The sequence below is a fragment of the Marinobacter sediminum genome (genome assembly GCF_023657445.1).
In the GTDB taxonomy this organism is placed as follows: Bacteria; Pseudomonadota; Gammaproteobacteria; order Pseudomonadales; family Oleiphilaceae; genus Marinobacter; species Marinobacter sediminum_A.
In genome coordinates, this window is sequence record NZ_JAGTWY010000001.1 from 1,836,739 (window position 1) to 1,858,189 (window position 21,451).

Annotated in this window: 21 protein-coding genes and 1 tRNA gene; 8 read left to right on the plus strand and 14 right to left on the minus strand. The window is 55.0% G+C overall.

All coding sequences use genetic code 11. The features are described from left to right. Positions 1-2: 2 nt before the first annotated feature. The gene (locus tag KFJ24_RS08745; RefSeq protein ID WP_250830688.1) at positions 3-920 is read right to left on the minus strand and encodes a flagellar protein MotY; all 918 of its coding nucleotides are present in this window, start codon (positions 918-920) and stop codon (positions 3-5) included. A gap of 162 nt (positions 921-1,082) precedes the next feature. Here KFJ24_RS08745 and pyrC point away from each other — a divergent pair, with 162 nt between their 5' ends. Further along, a complete protein-coding gene (gene pyrC / locus KFJ24_RS08750) occupies positions 1,083-2,114 on the plus strand; it encodes a dihydroorotase (protein WP_250830689.1) in 1,032 nt (343 codons plus the stop codon). A 41-nt stretch (positions 2,115-2,155) separates the two neighbouring features. After that, on the plus strand, positions 2,156-2,812 hold the full coding sequence (gene rnt / locus KFJ24_RS08755; RefSeq protein WP_250830690.1) for a ribonuclease T: 657 nt from the start codon (positions 2,156-2,158) through the stop codon (positions 2,810-2,812). 54 nt (positions 2,813-2,866) lie between these two features. Here rnt and KFJ24_RS08760 read toward each other — a convergent pair whose 3' ends face one another. Further along, entirely contained in the window at positions 2,867-4,852 is a 1,986-nt protein-coding gene (locus tag KFJ24_RS08760; RefSeq protein WP_250830692.1) for an SDR family oxidoreductase, read from the minus strand. Positions 4,853-5,238: 386 nt separating this feature from the next. Between KFJ24_RS08760 and KFJ24_RS08765 the strand changes: the two genes are divergently transcribed. Both KFJ24_RS08765 and KFJ24_RS08770 read left to right on the plus strand, forming a co-directional pair. Continuing rightward, entirely contained in the window at positions 5,239-5,538 is a 300-nt protein-coding gene (locus tag KFJ24_RS08765) for a hypothetical protein (protein ID WP_250830694.1), read from the plus strand. 51 nt (positions 5,539-5,589) lie between these two features. Next, positions 5,590-8,442 carry an insulinase family protein gene (locus tag KFJ24_RS08770; RefSeq protein WP_250830695.1) on the plus strand — a complete coding sequence of 951 codons (2,853 nt, stop codon included), beginning with the start codon at positions 5,590-5,592 and terminating at the stop codon, positions 8,440-8,442. A gap of 1 nt (position 8,443) precedes the next feature. Here KFJ24_RS08770 and KFJ24_RS08775 read toward each other — a convergent pair whose 3' ends face one another. Continuing rightward, positions 8,444-9,082, minus strand: coding sequence for a TIGR04282 family arsenosugar biosynthesis glycosyltransferase (locus KFJ24_RS08775; protein WP_250830696.1), 639 nt, complete (start codon positions 9,080-9,082; stop codon positions 8,444-8,446). Continuing rightward, positions 9,075-9,776, minus strand: coding sequence for a TIGR04283 family arsenosugar biosynthesis glycosyltransferase (locus KFJ24_RS08780; RefSeq protein WP_250830698.1), 702 nt, complete (start codon positions 9,774-9,776; stop codon positions 9,075-9,077). Before KFJ24_RS08780 ends, KFJ24_RS08775 begins: the two co-directional genes overlap by 8 nt. Before the next feature lie 87 nt (positions 9,777-9,863). On the opposite strand from KFJ24_RS08780, the gene KFJ24_RS08785 reads away from it, so the two are divergent. After that, positions 9,864-9,940: transfer RNA gene (locus KFJ24_RS08785), tRNA-Arg, on the plus strand. 122 nt (positions 9,941-10,062) lie between these two features. Here KFJ24_RS08785 and gcvA read toward each other — a convergent pair. Then, positions 10,063-10,977, minus strand: coding sequence for a transcriptional regulator GcvA (gcvA, locus tag KFJ24_RS08790; RefSeq protein WP_250830700.1), 915 nt, complete (start codon positions 10,975-10,977; stop codon positions 10,063-10,065). A 126-nt stretch (positions 10,978-11,103) separates the two neighbouring features. On the opposite strand from gcvA, the gene KFJ24_RS08795 reads away from it, so the two are divergent. After that, positions 11,104-11,277, plus strand: a complete 174-nt coding sequence (locus KFJ24_RS08795) for an RSP_7527 family protein (protein ID WP_250830701.1) — start codon at positions 11,104-11,106, stop codon at positions 11,275-11,277. A gap of 117 nt (positions 11,278-11,394) precedes the next feature. On the opposite strand, the gene KFJ24_RS08800 is transcribed toward KFJ24_RS08795, so the two are convergent. The 9 genes from KFJ24_RS08800 to KFJ24_RS08840 all read right to left on the minus strand — a co-directional run bounded on the left by KFJ24_RS08800 (position 11,395) and on the right by KFJ24_RS08840 (position 19,218). Beyond that, on the minus strand, positions 11,395-11,661 hold the full coding sequence (locus KFJ24_RS08800) for a DUF932 domain-containing protein (protein ID WP_434968006.1): 267 nt from the start codon (positions 11,659-11,661) through the stop codon (positions 11,395-11,397). Between the two features lie 240 nt (positions 11,662-11,901). Continuing rightward, entirely contained in the window at positions 11,902-12,393 is a 492-nt protein-coding gene (locus tag KFJ24_RS08805; protein ID WP_250830703.1) for a DUF4175 domain-containing protein, read from the minus strand. A gap of 128 nt (positions 12,394-12,521) precedes the next feature. Then, on the minus strand, positions 12,522-12,908 hold the full coding sequence (locus KFJ24_RS08810; protein WP_250830704.1) for a DUF302 domain-containing protein: 387 nt from the start codon (positions 12,906-12,908) through the stop codon (positions 12,522-12,524). 35 nt (positions 12,909-12,943) lie between these two features. Next, entirely contained in the window at positions 12,944-15,301 is a 2,358-nt protein-coding gene (locus tag KFJ24_RS08815) for a heavy metal translocating P-type ATPase (protein WP_250830705.1), read from the minus strand. Next, positions 15,294-15,521: a hypothetical protein gene (locus tag KFJ24_RS08820; RefSeq protein ID WP_250830706.1), complete on the minus strand. Its 228-nt coding sequence runs from the start codon at positions 15,519-15,521 to the stop codon at positions 15,294-15,296. Before KFJ24_RS08820 ends, KFJ24_RS08815 begins: the two co-directional genes overlap by 8 nt. A gap of 90 nt (positions 15,522-15,611) precedes the next feature. Beyond that, positions 15,612-15,968 (minus strand): hypothetical protein, encoded by a 357-nt coding sequence (locus KFJ24_RS08825; protein WP_250830707.1) that lies wholly within the window; start codon positions 15,966-15,968, stop codon positions 15,612-15,614. 167 nt (positions 15,969-16,135) lie between these two features. Then, on the minus strand, positions 16,136-16,885 hold the full coding sequence (locus KFJ24_RS08830) for a copper resistance protein B (protein ID WP_250830708.1): 750 nt from the start codon (positions 16,883-16,885) through the stop codon (positions 16,136-16,138). Beyond that, positions 16,882-18,570 (minus strand): copper resistance system multicopper oxidase, encoded by a 1,689-nt coding sequence (locus KFJ24_RS08835; protein WP_250830709.1) that lies wholly within the window; start codon positions 18,568-18,570, stop codon positions 16,882-16,884. Before KFJ24_RS08835 ends, KFJ24_RS08830 begins: the two co-directional genes overlap by 4 nt. Before the next feature lie 90 nt (positions 18,571-18,660). Further along, on the minus strand, positions 18,661-19,218 hold the full coding sequence (locus KFJ24_RS08840; RefSeq protein ID WP_250830710.1) for a cupredoxin domain-containing protein: 558 nt from the start codon (positions 19,216-19,218) through the stop codon (positions 18,661-18,663). Between the two features lie 202 nt (positions 19,219-19,420). Here KFJ24_RS08840 and KFJ24_RS08845 point away from each other — a divergent pair, with 202 nt between their 5' ends. Together KFJ24_RS08845 and KFJ24_RS08850 are read left to right on the plus strand one after the other, a co-directional pair. Beyond that, positions 19,421-20,086 carry a response regulator transcription factor gene (locus KFJ24_RS08845; protein ID WP_250830711.1) on the plus strand — a complete coding sequence of 222 codons (666 nt, stop codon included), beginning with the start codon at positions 19,421-19,423 and terminating at the stop codon, positions 20,084-20,086. Further along, positions 20,073-21,413 carry an ATP-binding protein gene (locus KFJ24_RS08850; protein WP_250830712.1) on the plus strand — a complete coding sequence of 447 codons (1,341 nt, stop codon included), beginning with the start codon at positions 20,073-20,075 and terminating at the stop codon, positions 21,411-21,413. Before KFJ24_RS08845 ends, KFJ24_RS08850 begins: the two co-directional genes overlap by 14 nt. Positions 21,414-21,451 lie beyond the last annotated feature (38 nt).

A 21,451-nucleotide genomic window follows, 5' to 3' on the forward strand; every position in this document is an offset into this window, starting at 1 on the left:
TATCAGCCCGCGGACTCACCACCATAGCCGTTGGCTTGCTGGAACTCTGGCCTCTCACCTTCCCGCTGAAGGCGAATGGTGGTACGCCGGTTGTCAGCAGGGCGGCGTGAGACCGGGAATTGATCGCCGTGGGCACGAACAATAATCAGGTTTTCAGGAATACCCCGCGCTTTAAGGTAGCCAGCAACAACATTGGCACGATCTTCCGATAAAGCACGGTTATCAATTCGGCTTCCCAAACGGTCACTATGACCATCCACGAAGATGCGTTCGACCGTGGAGTCTGCCAGTACGAAGGTCACAATGTTGTCCAGGAGCTTGCGATCCGCCCCGGAAAGACTGGCACTGCCGCTGTTAAAGGGGATGCGGGAACGGCGAATCTGATCATAGTTCACCGGCAGAAGGTTAGCTGTGCAGGCACGATAGCGCTCGAACTGACCGGAAAAGTTAATATTTGATACCTGAACCCTCACAGGGCTGCCATCAAACCAGGATTCTCGGGTGACCGTAGGCCTCATGCCCTCAAGCAGTCCCTGGGCAAGAACCATCGCCTGACGGGTATCCAGAAGCACCGGTCGGTTACCGTCAGAAACGTTCACAGAGCCAAGGGGTCTGGGCACAACACCGGGTCGCCAGGCTGGCGCCTCAACAACCAGAGAACCACGACCGGGCCGCATCATCGGGTGGTCTGATTCCAGGAAGAAAGACAGGCTCTCTCCGGCCTGGTGCCGGAACACTGCCTTGCCATAGCCGGGAACTTCATGCACCAGTGAACACTCGAAAATGGATTCAGCCAGATACCACTGACTGTTTTCAATGCCCGCACCATAGCTTGCCGCGTGTCCGAGAAGCGGCACGCCGGAGACCAGCGCCAACGCGCCCAGCAGGCTCAGTGTGTGTTTGTGAAGGCTGAATGCCATAACAGGTTACCAATGTGTCCGGAGACTTCAGGTGTTTCAATTTATAACGGCCAAGCGGTCTGGTTCTTTAGGCCGGTATACAAAAACAAACATTCACGCCTTCTGATATAATTCGCAAAATTTTCAGGGCCGAGGCCCACCGATGGCATTGCGGAAACATCCATGACCGATCAGCTCACCCTTACCCGCCCGGACGACTGGCACCTGCACGTTCGTGATGAAGACATTCTCACGAGTGTGGTACCCGCTACTGCCGCCTGTTTCGGGCGCGCGATCATCATGCCCAACCTGGTGCCGCCGGTGACCACCACCGCGGAAGCGACAGCCTACCGGGAGCGAATCCTGGCAGCCGCCACAGGCACCGAGTTCCAGCCCCTGATGACGCTTTATCTGACCGAGAGCACAACCGCAGAAACCATTCGCGATGCCAAGGCGGCCGGTGTAGTGGCCGCCAAACTGTATCCGGCCGGTGCCACCACCAACTCTGCATCCGGTGTGAAAGATATCCGCAACATCTACCCGGTGCTGGAAGCTATGGCCGACTGCGGCATGTTGCTGCTGGTACACGGTGAAGTGACCGACCCGGATATCGACATTTTCGACCGCGAGAAGGTGTTTCTCGAAAGGGTGCTCGCCCCTACCCTGGAAGCCTTCCCGGGTCTGAAAGTAGTCCTGGAACACATTACCACAGCGGACTCAGCCGAGTTTGTACGGCAGCACAAGGGCGAAAACCTGGCGGCCACGCTGACCCCGCAACACCTGATGTATAACCGCAACCATATGCTGGTTGGCGGTATTCGCCCGCACTTATACTGCCTGCCTATCCTCAAGCGCAACCGGCATCAGCAGGCCCTGAGGGAAGCCGTCGCCAGCGGTGACAAACGCTTCTTCCTCGGCACCGATTCCGCGCCTCATGCCAAAGACCGGAAGGAAGCTGCCTGCGGCTGCGCCGGTTGCTACTCCGCCTATGGCGCCATCGGGCTATATGCAGATATTTTTGAGGAACTGGGCATTCTGGACAAACTGGAAGCCTTCGCAAGCTTCAACGGCGCGGACTTCTATGGTCTACCGAGAAATACCGACACCGTTACCCTGGTTCGGGAACCTTGGACCATGCCGGCTCAGCTGCCTCTGGCAGACGGCAACATCGTGCCACTGAAAGCGGGTGAAACCGTTAACTGGCGCCTGGCGTAAACACCCTGACTTTACATCACACGGCCACGACCGGAGTTTTAGTGACTGAAGAAAATAAAGAACCGCATCCAATGTCCCGCCGCTTTCGCGGCTTTTTGCCCGTCGTAGTTGACGTGGAAACCGCCGGATTCAACCCGGAGCGGGATGCCTTACTGGAAGTGGCCGCGGTGCTGCTGACCATGGACGACGACGGCTATCTGCACCGTGCCGAAACTCACGTACAACAGATTGATCCGTTCGAAGGTGCCAATCTGGAGCAATCGGCGCTGGATTTTACCGGCATCGACCCCTGGAACCCGGAACGGGAAGCAGTACCTGAACGGGAAGGCCTGAGCGAAATCTTCAGCCCTATCCGCAAGGCGGTAAAAAACCACGACTGCAAGCGCGCTGTACTTGTTGGCCATAATGCGACATTTGACCACAATTTTGTGTTTGCGGCCGCCATGCGCTCGGACATCAAACGTAACCCATTCCACCCGTTCTCCACATTCGATACGGCCACTCTTGCCGGACTCGCCTATGGCCACACGGTGCTGGCCCAGGCCTGCAAGATCGCCGGTATCCCATTCAACAACAAGGAAGCCCACTCTGCCGCCTACGATGCGGAAAAGACTGCAGACCTTTTTTGCGGCATTGTGAATCGCTGGAAGGACCTGGGTGGTTTTCCACCTCCGATTATCCCGGAAGCCACAGAGTAGCCAACATAAAAAACCCCGCCGAAGCGGGGTTTTTTATTGAACGACTGCCAAAACTTACCAGTAGATGCCACGCATAATGGCTGCGAACGCCACCTGCTCGGACGACACCTTGGGCTTCTGGCCAGACTTGCTGCCCACCGCTGACGGGGAATCCGGGAACATCCGGTAACCGGTGTTCATTACGATTTCACCCATTTTCGGAGCCAGTGCATGCAGCACCTGCGCAAAGATACCAAGACGGGTAGCAATACGCTTCGGGCGGTACACAATCGCTTCGGCCACCATATCTGCTGCTTCGTCCGGCGTCAGCGTCGGTACCGAATCGTAGATCTTGGTAGGCGCGATCATGGGAGTCTTCACCAGCGGCATGTTAATGGTGGTGAAGGTCACATTGCGGTCCGACCACTCTGCAGCCGCACAGCGACTGAACGCATCCAGCGCAGACTTGGACGCGACATACGCCGAGAACCGTGGCGCATTGGTCAGCACGCCAATAGAAGAGATGTTGATTACGTGACCGCGACGACGTTCCAGCATGGCCGGAGCAAAACCCATAATCAGGCGCACGGAACCGAAATAGTTCAGCTGCATGGTGCGTTCAAAGTCATGGAATCGGTCAAAGGACAAATCCAGTGAACGGCGAATGGAGCGGCCAGCATTGTTCACCAGGACATCGACGGCACCATGGTTGTCCAGGACCGTCTTCACGAACCGGTCAGCGTCTTCCATTTCGGAGAAGTCGCACTGGTACGCGTGCACGCTGGCGCCTCTGGATTCGAGCTCCGCAGCTACCTCATGCAGTCGCTCCGGCTTGCGTGCACCAATAACCAGAATGGCACCCGCATCCGCCAGCTTCTGAGCAGTAGCCAAACCAATACCCGAGGTCGCGCCGGTCACTACGCATACCCGTCCCTCAACGGTTCCCCGCAGCGTGCGGTCCTTGAAAAGATCAGGATCCAGATTGCGCTCCCAATGATCCCAGATCACCGCGGAATAATCCGGAAGGCGCGGCACTTCAATGCCCGTGTCCTTGAGCACGCGCTCTGTTTCCCGCGCATCAAACCGGGTTGGGTAATTGATAAACGACATGACCGAAGGCGGAATACCCATGTCGTCGAGCACCGCGCTGGTGAGGCGTTTGACAGGCGGCAGACTCTTCAGGCTCTGTCGAATGAACGGCGGAATAAAGCCGAACATACGGGAATCGATACGCATCCCCATCTTGGGCGCGTGGCCGGCTTCGGAAAAAATGTTGAGTATTTCGCCGACTTTGTACGGATCAGAATCCACCAGGTGGAAGCAGTTGCCATCTTCACCTTCCAGATGGGCAATGTGGTCCATGGCGTTGACCACAAAATCCACCGGCACAATATTCAGGCGACCACCCTCGATACCGATTGTCGGCACCCACTGGGGCAACGCGTTGCGGATTTTCTGGATCATCTTGAAGAAATAATAGGGGCCGTCCACCTTGTCCATTTCACCGGTTTTCGAATGGCCAATAACCATACCGGGACGGTAAATACGGAAAGGTACTTTGCACTCTTCCCGCACCACTTTCTCAGATTCGTGCTTGGTCGAAAGGTACGGATGATCAAGCTTTTCCGCCTCCTCAAACATGTCCTCCCGGAAAGTGCCCTTGAACAGGCCGGCCGCCGCAATAGAAGAAACATGATGGAAGTGTTTGGCACCCATCGCTTCAGCCGCATTGACGGCGGCGCGAGTCCCTTCAATGTTGGTAGCCTGCTGGGCCTCTTCGTCGGCACCCATGTCATAAACGGCAGCCAGATGGAAGAAATGATCAATCGTGCCCTTCAGGGACTTCATGGTCTTGGCGTCGATACCAAGATTTGGGCTGGTCAGATCGCCAGTGACGGCCTTGACCTGAGATTCATCTGCACCCCAGCGTTCTCTCAGAATATCGAGTTTGCCCTGGGACTGCTCACGTACCAGAACGTAAACAGTACCCCCGCGTGCCAGCAGTTTTTCCACGAGAAAACGGCCAATAAATCCGGTCCCGCCCGTCAGGAAGTAGTTCATCAATTATCCACCCTGCTTGTTGCTTAGTTGTTGTCTGTCCATGCCGGCCTCGTTCGACTAAAGTCGTAGAGCTTTCCGGAAACGTCGGCATTGTACTTAATTGCAACCTTTATGTATCGAACTTTTTTAGAGTATTTACTCTTTAAGCCTTTGTTTTTATTAGAGCCATTACTCTAACTCCGTTCAGCAATTTCCCATGAAGGCCTGTACGGAATGTAAACACAGTGTTACTGAGACTAGCACAGGAATTCATCCCTGCCTGCCCCGAAAACGGATTACCGGAAAGCAATGAAACACCCCGCTGGCAATGACATAATCAGGAACTTATTGCGCCCTTCGGCGTCATCATAAATCACAGGAAATCCAGACCTTTCGGAAATCACATCATGCAGAAAGACAACCCGAATGCCGAACGCTACATCACCATCGCCCGCGCCTGCCTCAAGGCCATCAACGACACCGCTGCAAATTCCGGCTCCAGAGACGAAAAGATCCAGGCCGTGTACGAAGCGATAGACTCGGCATTCCAGGCAGAATTTTCCGATTACCGCCAGTCCGTTGCCATCATGTCCACCGTATTAGAACGTATTGCTTCGGGTCAGCTGGACGCCGAAAAAGCGGCAGACCTTGCCCGGAAAACGCTCGACCAGCAGCCTGAAGGCACGCGTAATGCACTAATGCACTAATGCACTAATGCACTAATGATTTCTGATTTATCACCGGATAAAAGAGGCCCTATGAGCACTGGTACATTATGTAATGCCAGATCACACCTGCCCGTCACCAAAGTACTTGTGCTGCTCACCTTGTTGCTGGGCAGTGCATTCGCCCTGGCCGCCGGGGTACCCGTCAAGAGCCCTAACGATGACAACCAGTATCGATTGATTGAACTGGACAACGGGCTACGTGCCATACTCGTGTCAGACGATGGGGCAGACAAAGCCGCGGCATCCATGAATGTCGCAGTGGGCAGCGGTGACGACCCGAAGGACCGCGAGGGCCTCGCGCACTTTCTGGAACATATGTTGTTTCTGGGGACGGAAATGTACCCGGAAGCTGGTGAATATCAGCAGTTCATCAAGAGCCATGGCGGGAGCCACAACGCTTTTACCTCCTTTCAGGACACCAACTACTTCTTTGACGTGCAGGCGCAGTTCCTGGAGCCTGCCCTGGACCGTTTTGCCCAGCAGTTTTCAGCTCCCTTGTTTACTGCCGACCTGGTTGACCGGGAACGCAATGCAGTTCACTCAGAATTCAGCGCCAAACGGAAAGAAGACGGGCGCCGTTTTTACTCTGTAAAAAAAGCCGTCAGCAATCCCGACCATGCGTTCAGTCAGTTTGCGGTGGGCAATCTGAGTACCCTTGAGAATACTGAAGAGAATCCTCTCAGACCTGACCTTGTCAATTTCTGGAAAAACCATTACTCCTCAAACGTGATGACTCTTGCGGTCTATGGCCCGCAGTCGCTCGATGAGCTGGAGCAGATGATTCAGGGGCGTTTCGGTAGCATCGAGAACCGTAAACTGGCACCCAAGCGCCATCCGGCAAGTTTTTACAGCCGGGATGAACTGCCGGCAAAGGTCACCGCAGATGCCATCAAGGATGTACGAAGCCTGACGCTGTCCTTCCCGATTCCATCCCAGGAAGACAACTACCACACCAAGCCGGTCAGCTATGTCGCCAACCTCCTCGGCCACGAAGGCCCTGGCAGCCTGTTTGATGTCCTCAAGCGAGCTGGCCTGGTCGAGAGCCTGTCTGCAGGCCTTGGCATGGATACGGGCGAGAGCGCCACACTGGAAATCAGCATGTCCCTCACACCAGAAGGCCTTCGCCAGCAGGACGGAATCCTGCCTCTGGTATTCGACTATATCGACACCATCCGCAGTCAGGGCATCAGCAAGCAGCGTTTTGAAGAAATGCAGCAGCTGGCACGCATCGACTTCCGCTTTCGGGAACAGGGTGAGCCGGTTCATGAGGCTATGGCCCTTTCCCGTCAGCTTCAGCACTACCCGCCCGAGGACATCCTCAGCGCACCCTGGCTGATGGAACGTTATGCTCCGGAGCAATATCGGGACATTCTTGACCGGCTGACACCGGACAACCTGATGGTGTTTGTGCTGGATCCGGAACCAGAACTGGAAACCCCGCAGCAGACCCGCTGGTACGACGCCGAGTGGCAACGGAAACCACTGGACCCGTCAGCTCTGCGCGGGCAAGGCCAGCCCGCGCTGGCTTCTCAACTCAGGTTACCCGCCCCCAATCCGTTTGTGCCGGAAAACCTCAATATGGTCACCGGCCCAACCATGGCAAAACCCACCCTGCTAGGAAGCCATGACGGGCTGAACATCTGGTTTGCCCGGGACACCCGTTTCGACACACCGAAGGCCAATGTCTTCATCAGTCTTCGTACGCCCGCGGCACGGGCGTCCGCCCGTAGCAGTGTTCTGACTCAATTACTGGTGGACGCGATAAACACCAACCTGAATGCCTGGGCTTATTCTGCGCGGCTCGCAGGCCTGGATTACAGCGTTTATCCGCACCTCAGGGGTGTAACGATCCGTGTCGGTGGGTACAGTGACAAACTGCACACCCTGATTAACCGCATCCTGATCCAGATCGCAGACCCGCAACTGACCCAGCAGCGATTCGACATCGCTCGCCAGAAGCTGGTCGACAACCTCCGGAACAAAACCAAGAACCGACCGGTTGAACAAACGTCCGAGTTTGTCCAGACCGCGTTGATTGAAGGTGCCTGGAACACTGAAGATAAGCTGGCTGCCGCCGGACAGGTATCACTGGACGAACTGAAGTCTTTCTCCCACGCTCTTTTGTCGCAAGTGGACCCTGTCATGCTGGCGCACGGGAATCTCACCCGCGCCTATGCCCTTAACCTTGCACAGCAGATCCGGGCCATCGTCCTTGATGGCAGTACGATCACCAAGGTAGAACGCAGCCGCGTACGCCAGTTGCCTCAGGAAGAAACACAGGTAGCCCTGGACGTAAACCATCCGGATACCGGCTACACCCTTTATATGCAGGGGAATAACACTGGCTTCCAGGAGCGCGCCCGTTTCCGACTTCTGGCGCAGATTCTCAGCAGTCCTTTCTACGAGGAAATTCGCACCAGGCGGCAGCTGGGCTACATTGTCTATGCCACGCCCTTCGAGATGCTGGAAACTCCGGCTCTGGGCTTCGTCGTTCAGTCACCGGGTGCCGGTCAGGAACAGATCGACCAGGCTGTACGACAGTTTTCCAGGGATTTTGAAGCACAGTTGGAGAGCCTCAGCGAAGCCGGCCTGACACGCGAAAAACAGGCAGTGATCAGCAAATTGCTGGAAAGGGACCGCCAGCTGGGTGACATTTCAGGTCGGTATTGGCGCGAAATAGACCGGGGTGCCTACAGCTTTGATTCCAGGCAGAAGCTGGCTGAGGCCGTCAGCAACGTCAGCAAACAGGCACTGCTGAAAGTTTTCAGAAGAGCAGTTCTGGAACGCGAGCACGCCTTGCGAGTCGTCACCCCAGAGGATGGTTTCAATGCGGATACGACTCTGAGCCGCCTGGTAAAACGCCCGCCCGTACCGGCCACCTGACCTAGATTCTGGGCAGGCGCTGAAAACGCGCCCAGTCCTCGGGTTCGTCCACATCCCACCGGGGCTCCAGCAAACTCACACGGAGCCCCAGTTTTTCCAGCCTTTCACAGGTTTGCTCCATGACACGCCCGGTCCCCCAGTGAATGTCATCCAGCATGCCCGGAACCACCTTGCTGGCACCAATTAAAACGTAGCCGCCATCATCTGAAGGCCCCAGTATCACATCGAAATCGGCGAGCCGGGCAACCGCCTGGCGAACGTACTCCGGATCCACAGACGGACAATCACTGCCGATCACAACAGCGCGGGAATGACTTTCTAGCGACTCCCCCAGTGCCGCCAGCATCCTATCCCCCAGGGTCGCGCCCTTCTGAACCTTTTGTTCCAGGCCCGCACTCTCGAGGTTGAGGACGATGGAGCGAGCCTCCTCCGGCGTACGATCCAGCTCCCGATCCCACCAGAACTGCACCGGATAGCCCGAAGCACACAGGTTATCCAGAACGGCCAGAGTGAGGGTGACATGGGCATCGAGGGCGCCACTGGCACCCAGAGCGGGCATTAAACGGGTTTTCACGCGGCCCTCTTCCGGCCACTTGGCGAATTGCATAAGAACGGTCTTGGGGGCTTCAGAATCAGGCATTACGGACATCCGAGCGGTAGGCCTGGGCCAGGGATTCCGGCGATTCGCCGCGCCAATAACGCCATCGCAGTCGCCACATCAAAAAAATCGTACGCCAAGTGCCAAGTGTTTCCCAGCGCCGGCTGTCAGTCGTGACGGGGGAAGCAATGCAGTAAGGCCGGGATACCAGGCAAAGCCGGCGTGAGAATTCCACATCCTCCATCAGAGGCAACGGCTGAAAACCACCCAGAGCCTCAAACGTATCCCGCCGGATAAACATGGCCTGATCACCAGTACAAATCCCCGTCAGCCGCGAGCGACGGTTCATAAACCAGGCAATCACACGGTACGACGCGCGTTTACTACTCAAACGGACATCAAATCGCCCCCAGGCCCGGCGACTGAAAGTAAAACGGCGAAGATGCTCAAGTGCATCGGAAGGAAGACCTGTATCCGCATGGAGAAACAGCAGAACGTCTCCCTTGGCAACGACTGCGCCGGCATTCATCTGAACGGCACGGCCCTTTTCTGAAATCACCACCCGGTCACACAAAGGACGCGCCAGTTCGGCGGTCCCATCGGTGCTTCCGGCATCCACCACAATCACCTCATGGCCGGCGGACTTGAGTGGCGCGAGGGCTCGTAACGTATCCTCAACACCTGCGGCCTCCATCCACACCGGCACAATAACGCTCAATGAGAAAGGGTCAGGCAAAACACTCTCCGAAGAAAACAGGGAAACGGGACAATACCTTGAGACAACAGCTTCAGACCGCTATCATACCGCCCTTCTTGCCGAATTGCCCCCGTAGCTCATCTGGATAGAGCGTCCCCCTCCTAAGGGGAAGGTAGCAGGTTCGAGTCCTGCCGGGGGTACCAGCCAGCCTTCCACGAAGATCTACTAAAGCACACAACCTACTGTTTTTAATAGTTTTAACTATGCCTTTCAGTCTACCAACTTCCATCAGAATCCACCCTCAGCCATAAGCTTTGGGGGTACATCAGGTTTCCTCCGGGATTTCACCGGACTCGTTGCCCTGCATCTCGCTCATCAGCCATTCCTTGAAGGCTTTCATCCCGATGGTCAGCGGACGTTGCTTGCGGTAGACCAGATAGAAGGCCCGGTGCGTATCCAGCTGGATGTCGAAAGGCACCACCAACTTCCCCGATTTAATTTCACGGGACGTCAGGGTGCTATCAGCCAGCGCTACTCCGAGGCCCTCCTGGGCCGCCGCCGTGGCCAGTTGCCCGCTGGACATCTGTAGGCTGCCCCGGGCGGATATAAAATCCACGCCTGACTGTTGCAGCCAGTTCTCCCACTCCCACTTCCGTTTGCTGACATAGATCAGCGTGTGTTTGGCCAAGTCTTCAGGCTTTTCCAGCGGTAACTCACCGTCCAATAGCCGCGGGCTACACACCGGCACCAGCATAACTTTGCGCAGGAAATGCACTTCGATGTCGTCCCATTCGCCACTCCCGAAATAGACCGCCATATCGGTACTGGTGCGGTCGAAATCCAGCAGCCCCATGGACGCGTTAATCTCCAGTTCAACATCAGGGTACAGGGCCTGGAATCGGGCCATGCGTGGCATCAGCCAGCGGGTCAGGAAGTTGGGTGCCACGCTGATTTTCACCACGTTGGATTCCTGGTTCGCGGTCAGTCGTTGGGTGGCCATTTCAATCTCATCGAACGCGTGCCTGACGGATGTGAGGTATTGCTCGCCTGCCGGGGTCAACGTCACCGTTCGCCTGCTTCGGTTAAAGAGTGAAAGCCCCAAATATTCTTCAAGCGTCTTCATCTGATGACTGACCGCAGACGATGTCACGAAAAGTTCCTTGCCAGCTGCGGCAAAGCTGCGGTGTCTGGCGGCTGACTCAAATACCCGAAGCGCATTGAGGGGTGGCAGGTGGCGCATGACGCTGCTCGATTGATGAGATTTATTCACCATTCTGCTGAAAAAGGATCGCTTTTTCAACAGCCTCGTACTCATTATTATGAGCCCCGTAAAAGATATTCACTTCCCGAATGAGGACACAACACCATGTCTAACCAGGCACCGAAACTGGACGAACAAGGCAACATCGACGTTGATTACTACACAAAGATTGCACGGCAGGAGCGTAGCGAATACATCGCGCAAATGGCGGCGTCCCTGAAAGCCAAAATCAAATCCTTCTTCCACGTGACGCTGCCGAAGCTGTCTACCAGCCACTGATCAATTGGTTGTAACCATCCCCTAAACTGGGTGCATGCATAATTAGAGTTCTCGGGCCCACAATGAGGCAAACAGAGAACGACATGAAGAAATCACGGTACAGCGAGTCGCAGATCGTCAAGATCCTAAAAGAGGTCGAAGGCGGTCGCCGGTTCCGGACCAGGCGGAGACGGAGATGCCCAGTTGCTTCTTCACCAGCTCCGCATCAAACGATGTATTGTGCTTTTCCTTAACGGCATTGGTAGTGGAGCCCTTCAAACCGACAGCCAGTGTGTTGGTACACGCCACACGAATAATGGTGTACTGAGCGGTGGTTGCCATGTTGCCGCCACAAGCTGTGGCCAACAACACATAAGCATTGGCCTGGTCATTGCCTTTGAGCATGCCGGAGTCTCCGGTCCCACCTGCTCAAGCACAACTAATGAATTGCTGAAAAAATGTTTCACTCTCTGGAACAGGCAGCTTTGAGCCACATACTCCGAAGCGAAGGGCTTTCAAGGAGAGAGGTGCACATGTGTCACCAAGCGTTGCACCGGAATATTGACATAGCAATGTCTGGAGAAAACGTTCCAAGGATCTGGAAACCCGGGGTAACCCGTAGCTGCCCCGGGAATGGTCAGTGTGTTATTTCAAGCGGTCTTGCAGCTGCTGCTGATGTTCCAGCATTTGCTCCATCATCAGCTGCATCTGATCCATCCGTTTTTCCATAAACTGGAAGCGATCCTCCGGTTTAATCGCAGGGCGGTTCTGGCCGGAATTCCCCTGCATACCTTGACCGTTCATCATTCCCTCATTGTTCATCATACCCTGGCCATTCATCATTCCCTGGCCACTCATCATGCCCCGGTTGCCCATCATGCCGTCATGCATCATGTGCATCTGCTCTTGCATGCGTTCCATATGCTCTTCCATGAGCTCCTGATGGTCTTGTCCGCGATTTTGCTGCATCTGGCTGGTCATACCCTGCATTCGGGACATGTTCTGCTGCATTTCCTGCATCTGTTCCGGGGACATCATCATGCCACCTGCCCCCCGCTGGTTGTCCGAACCATGCGCCCAGACGACCGGCGCAGCGATAATCAAAGAAACAGCCATTGCTGTGGTCAAACCTTTCATGTCAAAGCTCCTTAACGAAATCCATTTTTCGACACCTTCAGTAAAGGGCATCTACCTGAATCGAAGCTGAATTTATTCAAGAATCATCCCTTTAATTGTTGTAAATCAATTCTTTTCAGCTGGTCGTTTCAGATGGCGGTGACAACTTGAGACAGCATATCTCTCACCTCACCCGCAACCTGCTTGAGCGCCTCATTGTCGATCGCCGTCATGGATGACACAGGATCAATAGCACTGACTTCGACTCCCTGAGGTGTCTCACGAATAATGACGTTGCACGGCAGCATTGCCCCTACCCGAGGTTCCAGGCCAATCGCTTCCCACGCCATGTTCGGATTACACGCCCCGAGAATTGTGTAGGCGGGCATCTCCTTATCCAGCTTTTTCTTCATCGTGGCCTTGACGTCTATTTCCGTCAAAACCCCAAACCCGCGATCAGCCAGGGCCTTACGGGTTCGTTCATCCACTTCAGCAAAATCGGCATTCTGAATAACGCGATCCATTGTATAAGACATACAAATCTCCTTTTTCCGGGGGAGGCCCCATCAACCTAGTCGTCTGATAGTTTCACTAACCTCAGTCGCAGAGCATTCGTAATAACGCTGACCGAGGACAGCGACATCGCCGCAGCCGCAAAAATCGGGGACAGCAGAATCCCTGCAAAGGGATAAAGCACACCTGCGGCAATCGGCACACCGGCCGAGTTATAAACGAAGGCAAAAAACAGGTTCTGCCGAATGTTGCGCATGGTGGCCAGCGACAACCGCCGCGCTTCCACAATGCCCATCAGATCGCCGCGCAGCAGCGTAATACCCGCACTTTCGATGGCCACGTCGGTTCCTGTCCCCATGGCGACACCGACGTCTGCAGTTGCCAGGGCTGGCGCATCGTTCACGCCATCCCCCGCCATGACAACAATGCGGCCTTCGTCCTTCAGGCGCTGAATGATTTTGCCCTTGTCTTCCGGTAGCACTTCCGCTTCCACTTCATCAATATGGAGTTTGCGGGCCACGGCTTCGGCGGAGGTCCGGTTGTCACCGGTCAGCATGACCACCCGAATACCCTCCTTTTGCAGAGCGGTTATTGCCGCTTCCGTGGTCTCCTTGACCGGGTCTGCAATCGCCAGCAAACCACAGATTTTGCCATCTACGGCCGCGAAGATTACCGTGGCACCGTCTTTTCTCAGCTGCTCTGCTTCTTCCTCAGAAGCTGAGATATCGACACTTTCTGACTCCATCAGCAATCGGTTGCCAAGCAAAACCGTTTGTCCGTCGATCTTGCCGGTGACACCTTTGCCGTTCGGGGAGTCAAAATCCTCGGCATCCGGCAATGTCAGTTCCATGGTTTTGGCTTTTTCGAGAATGGCATGTGCCAACGGATGCTCACTGCCCTTTTCGAGACCACCGGCATATCGCATCAGGTCCTCATCGCTGAAACCATCTGCCGGAACCAGCTTTGTCACCTGAGGCTTGCCCTCGGTCAGCGTGCCGGTTTTATCCACCACCACAGTGTCTACTTTCTCCATGCGCTCCAACGCTTCCGCATCCCTGATCAGAACGCCACTCTGGGCGCCTCGCCCAACCCCGACCATGATTGACATCGGGGTCGCGAGTCCCAAAGCGCATGGACAGGCAATAATCAACACACTCACGGCTGCGATGAGGCCAAAGGCCATGGGCGGCGCTGGCCCGACGATCGACCAGACAATGAAGGCAATGACGGCGACAAGAATAACCGCCGGTACGAACCAGCTGGCCACTTTGTCAGCCAGCCCCTGGATGGGCGCACGACTACGCTGAGCGCTGGCGACCATCTGGACAATCTGCGACAGCATGGTGTCACGCCCGACTTTGTCGGCCCGCAGAATGAAGCTGCCTTGCTGATTGATGCTGCCGCCAATGACCTGGTCTCCGGTCTTCTTACTAACCGCCAGGGGCTCACCTGTGACCATGGATTCATCCACGTTGGAGCTGCCCTCGAGCACCTCGCCATCTAGTGGCACTTTATCGCCCGGACGAACCCTCAATCGGTCGCCCACCTTCACCTGATCGAGCGACACGTCGGACTCGCTGCCGTCATCACTCAGTTTTCTTGCCGTGGCCGGGGCAAGGTCCAACAACGCCTTGATGGCACCGGAGGTTTTCTCCCGGGCCCGGAGCTCAAGCACCTGCCCCAGCAAAACCAGCACCACGATGACGGCGGCGGCCTCGAAATACACGGCGACCGAGCCATCCGCCTGCCGGAAGGCATCCGGAAATACTTGTGGCACCAGCGTTGCCACAAGGCTGTAGATCAGCGCAACGCCTGTGCCAATGGCAATCAGCGTAAACATATTCAGGTTGCGGCTGAGGACTGATTTCCAGCCACGAACAAAGAAAGGCGCACCACACCAGACGACCACGGGCGTCGCCAGAACCAACTGAATCCAGTTGGAAATTTGCGGCGACACAATGTTGTCAATCGCAAAAAAGTGACCAGCCATTTCCAGCAAAAAAACAGGGAGCGCCAGGGCCAGACCGATCCAGAATCGACGAGTCATATCAGTGAGTTCTTCGGAAGGACCGTCATCAAGACTCACTTCTTCCGGCTCAAGGGCCATCCCACAGATCGGACAATCGCCGGGCCCTTGCTGACGGATTTCCGGATGCATCGGGCAGGTGTACATGGTGCCTGGAGGCACCGGCCCTGCGGGTTCACTCTCTTCGCTGAGGTACTTCTCCGGATCGTCGTCAAACTTTGACTGGCACCCGGAAGAACAGAAATACCAGGTTTTGCCTGCATGCTCGCTGCGATGTTCCGCGGTGTGCGGATCTACCGACATCCCGCACACTGGGTCTTTTACGGAATGCTCCCCGTGGTCTTCATGTCCGTGATGATCATGTTGATGATCGTGCTGGTGCTCACCCATTCCGTGCTCCTGTCTTGTCCGCAGGCCAATCGGCAAAAGCAATGAAATACAACAGACCCAGGTTTACCAACGGAATCAGAATCAGGATGCCCATCCAGCCCGGATACCCGGTGCGCTGACATATTCGCCAGGCCGGTATGACAACCACGATGGCAATGACCAGCATCCACAGCCAGTGCCCGGCCCACATGGTGTTACCAAACATGTTCTCGTCCATCATGATATTTCCTTCCTTTCAGATCGTAGGCATCAATGGTGGTGTACGGTTCTATCCGACTCCGTGCTCATTCCCTTTAACGTCCCGTTGCTTTCATTTCTTCTTCGTAGGTGGAATTTTTGAACAGCAGAAGGGCTCAAGGTCGGCGTTGGCTCGAACATTGTCATCGGCAAACCGATACCACGCCAACCTTCGGCGCTCCCACCAACCGCCTTTCAAACGGCCTCCGTGAGCCTCAATAAGATCGATCAGTTCATCAGTGGACCAATGCGTGCCATCAAACGTGACGAAGATCCGATCTGTCGTTTTGCGCTCGGCAAAATCCACGCATGGATGATGATTCAGCTCCGCAACAAAATCCTCCCACTGGGTATCAGCAAGTCCTTTTACGGTCAGTTTACGCCGAAGCAGAAATTGCGTCTGGTTTGTTGGTTTATGGGCCTTGATCATGGTTTTACACCTCTTAGCCTGCTTCCATTGCCTCTATCGCAACATGGGAACCTGAACTGCAACTGAAAAGGCGGGCAGACAAAGCATCCGTTTATACCGAGATATGATTTACATCAAATAGTTCGAAAAAAAGGGCCAGGGACGAATGTCCGAGGCCCACTGGCGGATCAGAAGGAGAGTCTTGCGCCCACAACCGCAAACCAGTCTTCTACATTGCCACCTTCCGCTTTAGCGAAATCGGCAGTGTCTCCATACTTGCGCTCATGAACCACGCCAACATAGGGCGAGAAAGAACGATCAATCAGGTCGTAACTGAGCCTGATCCCTGTTTCAGTGGAAACCAGTCCCTTGCCGACCCCGATTTCCCGGTCTTCACTGAATGCCACCGAGGCATCCAGAGCGGCCGCAAGAATCCAGTGATTGCTCAGCAGCAGTTCATATTCGGCATCAAGCTCCGCGGACGTGTCTCCATCCTTGCTGACATACAGATTCGCATCAATTTCAAACCAGTGAGGGGCAAGCCCCGTGATCCCCAGAACAGCATAGGTGCGATCAGGGCCTTCCGGTGTATCAAATCTTAAACCAGCCTTGGCGTCGAAAAAGTCGGAAACAGGTGTCTGAGCTACCAACTGATTTTCCAGCTTTTCATAGGCCTGCTCTTCGATGGAGTATTCTCCCTTCGTCAGCCAGCGGCCCTTCAGCTCGTCCGTGCCGTAGAAAAAATCTCCGCTCCATACGCCCAGTTCTTCATCATCGTCACTGTACCGATACTCGAACTCCTCGAATTGGGCACCCCAAACCTTCAGGGCCTGTTTACGTTCGGTGGTGTCCTGTATCCGCTCCTGAGCGGAAGCCACTGCCGGCAAGACGCTCAGCCCCAATACAGCGGTCCCAACCAGTGAGGTCCAGCGACTCATACGTCACCCCCCTCTTCAGAAATTGCGCCTTCGGCAGCGGCCTGTTTGGTTTCGGGACCGCCCTCAACAATAACTTTTCGGAACATACCAGCGGCAGCGTGATAGGACAGATGGCAGTGGAAAGCCCATTGTCCCGGCGCATCCACTTCTGTCTCCATATAAACCGTGGTCCCCGGTTGCACACTCACCGTGTGCTTGACCGGATTCCACTGGTCGGCGCCTACGTCAACGATGGACCACATGCCGTGCAGGTGCATGGGGTGCGTCATCATGGTCTCATTAACAAACTTGAAGCGGACTCGCTCGCCGTATTGGAGGCGAATGGGATCCGCATCTTCGTATTTGACACCGTTGATGCTCCATGTGTATCGCTCCATATTGCCGGTGAGGCGCAGTTCGATTTCACGGGTGGGCTCACGCTCGTCATACAGCGGCTTTTGGGCTTTCAAATCTGCATAAGACAGGAATTTGCCACCGTTAGCGGCTGTCGGGACCAGACCACTGCCCTGGGCGTAGAAGGGATCGCTTGCGCCACCTTCAGACATCACCATGGAGCCATGGTCCATGCCCGCCATACTGGAGTGATCCATACCTTCCACGTTTGACTGATCCATCCCGGACATGTCCGAATGGTCCATACCGTGCATGCCGCCCATATCCGCCATGGTCAGGCGTGCTGGTTCGCGCAGTCCGGGAACCGGGGCTGTCATCCCCTCTTCAGGTGCCAGCGTCGCCCTGGCATACCCTGACCGACCCATGGATTCGGCAAAAATCGTATAAGCCTGCTCGTCTCTGGGCCGAACAATCACATCGTACGTTTCCGCAACACCAATACGGAATTCATCCACATTAACGGGCTGCACATTGTTACCGTCGGCCTGCACCACGGTCATGTTCAGCCCTGGAATCCGAACGTCGAAATAGGTCATCGCGGAGGAGTTGATAAACCGCAGTCGAATACGCTCCCCGGGCTCAAAAATCCCGGTCCAATTCTGCTCCGGTCCCTTGCCGTTAATTAGTGCGGTAAAGCCCTGCAAGTCCTCGACATCCGCCTTCATCATGCGCATGTCACCCCATGCCAGGCGGTCGCTCATGGTATTCATGAAACCGTTTTTTGAAACGTCTGAGAAGAACTCGCCTACCGTCTGCTGCTCACGATTGTAGTAATCCGGCATCATCTTGAGGTTCCGCATGATGCGGTTGCCGGAATGAGGGTGTTTATCGGTCAACTGAATCACATATTCCCGATTGTAGCGGAACGGCTCACGCCCCTCGGGCTCAATGACAATTGCACCGTAAGCCCCGTCGGGCTCCTGGAAACCGGAGTGGCTGTGAAACCAGTAGGTTCCGGCCTGAACAACTGGAAATTTGTAGGTGAATGTCTCACCCGGCTGGATCCCCGGGAAGCTGATCCCCGGCACGCCATCCTGGCTAAACGGCAGGATCAAACCATGCCAGTGAATAGACGTCATTTCATCCAGGTTATTGGTCACATTGATTTCGACCTCTTCGCCTTCCTTGAAGCGCAAAACGGGGCCGGGAGATTTCCCGTTGTACCCGATACCGGCCTTTTCAAAATTTCCTGTATCGATTTCGACCTTATCAACTGTCAAATTGTATTCGCCAGCCAAACCCATTACCGGCAGCAAAAGGCCTAACGCCATCACTGGAAGGTTTGCTCTCATATAAAACTCCGATTAATGCGGATATAAAACGGGGCCGGACCAACCGAAGTAATCCGGCTGGCCATCAAAAAGGCGCTTCTTTCTGATTGGTTACTGGGTATCAGCCTTGCTGTAAGCACGGCCTTCAAAGTTTACCTCGCCGTACATGCCGGCCTGGTAGTGCCCGGGGACGTTGCAGGCAAATTCGATGGAGGTCTCGTCGGCAAACTTCCAGACGACTTCTTTGCTTTTGCCCGGCTCCAGCAGAACACTGTTCGGATCGTCGTGTTTCATGCTGTGGCCATTGCCCATATCCATGTTCATCATGTGGCGATTGAGCGTGCCGCCCTGAATCACGCCATGCTCGACCATCATCATCATTTCTTCCTGGTGAGACTCGTGCATAGCGGGCGTGCCGATATTGAATTCGTGCACCAGGCTGCCTTTGTTCTCAACAACGAACCGGATTGTTTCTCCCGGCTCCACATTGATGGCCTCTGGCTCGTAGTAGTTGTCATGCATTTCAACAGAGATCGTACGGGACGCTTCAGACGCCTTGCCGGGTTCACCGCTTGACGCGCCATGTCCACCTCCGTGAGCGCCAGCCCCCAGAGCTGACACCGAAACCGACATAGCCATTGCTGCAATTACAAACTTTGATACGCTCATCCAAACTTCTCCTGTGATTTGGCTTCACTTCAAACACCGATTGGTTTGCTAGTTACCTGAACATTCGTACGAAACGGTTGACACCTTCGCCCACCAACCTGAATTCTTTCTGAAAATGACGGACTATTAACGGTTCAGGCTCAGTTCAGGTTAATCGGCAACACTGATGCTTGCCGTGGCTTCATTAATAAGGAAACGACTGATGAGATTATTGCTGGTAGAGGATGATCGCTTGCTGGCTGACGGACTCGCCAGCCAACTTGAGAAGGCCGGCTTCAGCGTGGATACCACGAAAACTGCCAGAGAAGCGATCATTCTGGGCGAGCAGGAAGACTATAGGGTTGCGATTCTGGATCTTGGTTTACCAGATGGAAATGGTCTGGACGTGCTCCGCAGATGGCGTGCCAGCAAGGCCAACTTCCCGGTGCTGATCCTGACTGCGCGGAGCGACTGGCAAGACAAAGTAAACGGCCTGAAAGCGGGAGCAGACGACTACCTTGCCAAGCCATTTCAGACTGAAGAGCTGATTGCCAGGCTGAATGCCATTGTGCGCCGAAGTGAAGGACGAATGCAGTCCTCGGTAAAAGCAGGCCACTTTGAGCTGGACGAGAATCGCCAGAGCCTGAAAATGGAAGACGGCTCAGAGCAAAGCCTGACCGGCACCGAATTCCGCCTGCTCCGGTGCCTGATGAGCCGCCCCGGCCATGTGTTCTCAAAGGAACAGCTCATGGAACAACTCTATAACCTGAACGAAAGCCCGACTGAAAACGTCATCGAAGCTTATATCCGGCGTCTCAGAAAGCTGGTGGGCGCCAAGACGATCGCGACGCGACGAGGCCAGGGATACCTGTTTGATGATACCGTTTAGAAAGCCCACCTCTGTCAGAGGAACGCTTCTCGCCCTCTTGCTGCCGTCGGGTATCGTCCTGATGGGAATCGCCTGGCTTGTGCATGGTTTCCTGCTTGAGCGAATGTCCCGGGATTTCGTCGAAAGTCGTTTAAAAGATGAAGTGGCCTTTCTGGAGCACCAGATTCGCCAATCCGCTGGCAATATAGATACGCTCCGGACAGGGGATTATTTTCAGGAAGTTTTTCACCATGCCTTTGCCATTCAGTCTCCGACTCAGACCATTATCTCACCGCAAGCCTGGGAGGCACTGCTGGGCCCGTTGCTGAAATCGGACCAGCAGGGCGCAATCAGGGTGCAAGGCACGGGTGCGTCCAATGCGCCCTCGGATGTTCTGGCCTTTCGAAAATCGCTCCTGGTTAACGACATGCGTTTAGTCATCATTGTGTCGGAGGACATGGCTGCGCTTCAGGCCAGTCAGGCAGAATTACATGCCTGGACAGCGATCGTGTCAATCTTACTGATTCTGCTGCTTGTTGGAGTTATCTGGATTGGCATTACCCTGTCAATGAGACCGGTTATATCGCTTCAGGCTTCACTGAAAAAACTGCAAAGTGGTGAAATATCGCGCATTAATGTCCATGCTCCCGAAGAATTCCGACCGCTGGTTAAACAGCTCAATCAGCTCCTCGATTTTCTCGATCGACGCCTGGAACGCTCACGAGATGCGCTTGCAAACCTGTCCCACAGCGTTAAAACACCAATCGCAGCGGTAAGACAAATCCTTGAGGATACGAGCCGTGCGCTCGACGGCGACCTGAGACACGAAATGGGATCCCGGCTCGGCGATATCGACAAACAATTGGAAGCAGAGATGCGGCGCAGCCGTTTTGCGGGCCCTCAGGTCGGAAAAAGCGCTTATCCAGTTAAACAGGCCAGAGACCTTTTATGGATGTTTGGCCGCCTTTATCCCGAAAAGTCATTCGAGTTGTCCACGAAAATGGCGGAAGAGCGCCGCTGGCCGATTGAAGAGCACGATCTGAGCGAAATTCTCGGGAATCTTCTCGATAATGCTGGCAAATGGTCCTCCCGATGCGTCGAATTGTCTCTCACAGAGGACAACCGGCAAATGCAAATTGCCGTTGCTGACGATGGCTCTGGCGTCGCCGAAGACTCGATCGGTGAATTGGGCAAACGGGGATCGCGGCTCGACGAACAGACACCCGGACACGGGCTGGGCCTTGCGATTGTTTGCGATATCGTTGATCGCTACAACGGGCGAACAGAATTCTCACAAAGCCCTTTCGGTGGACTGAAGGTTGCCGTCTCATTCCGCCTGCCGGGCTAATTCACTCTTTTTTCAAACGGGACTCAGAAAGCCAATAG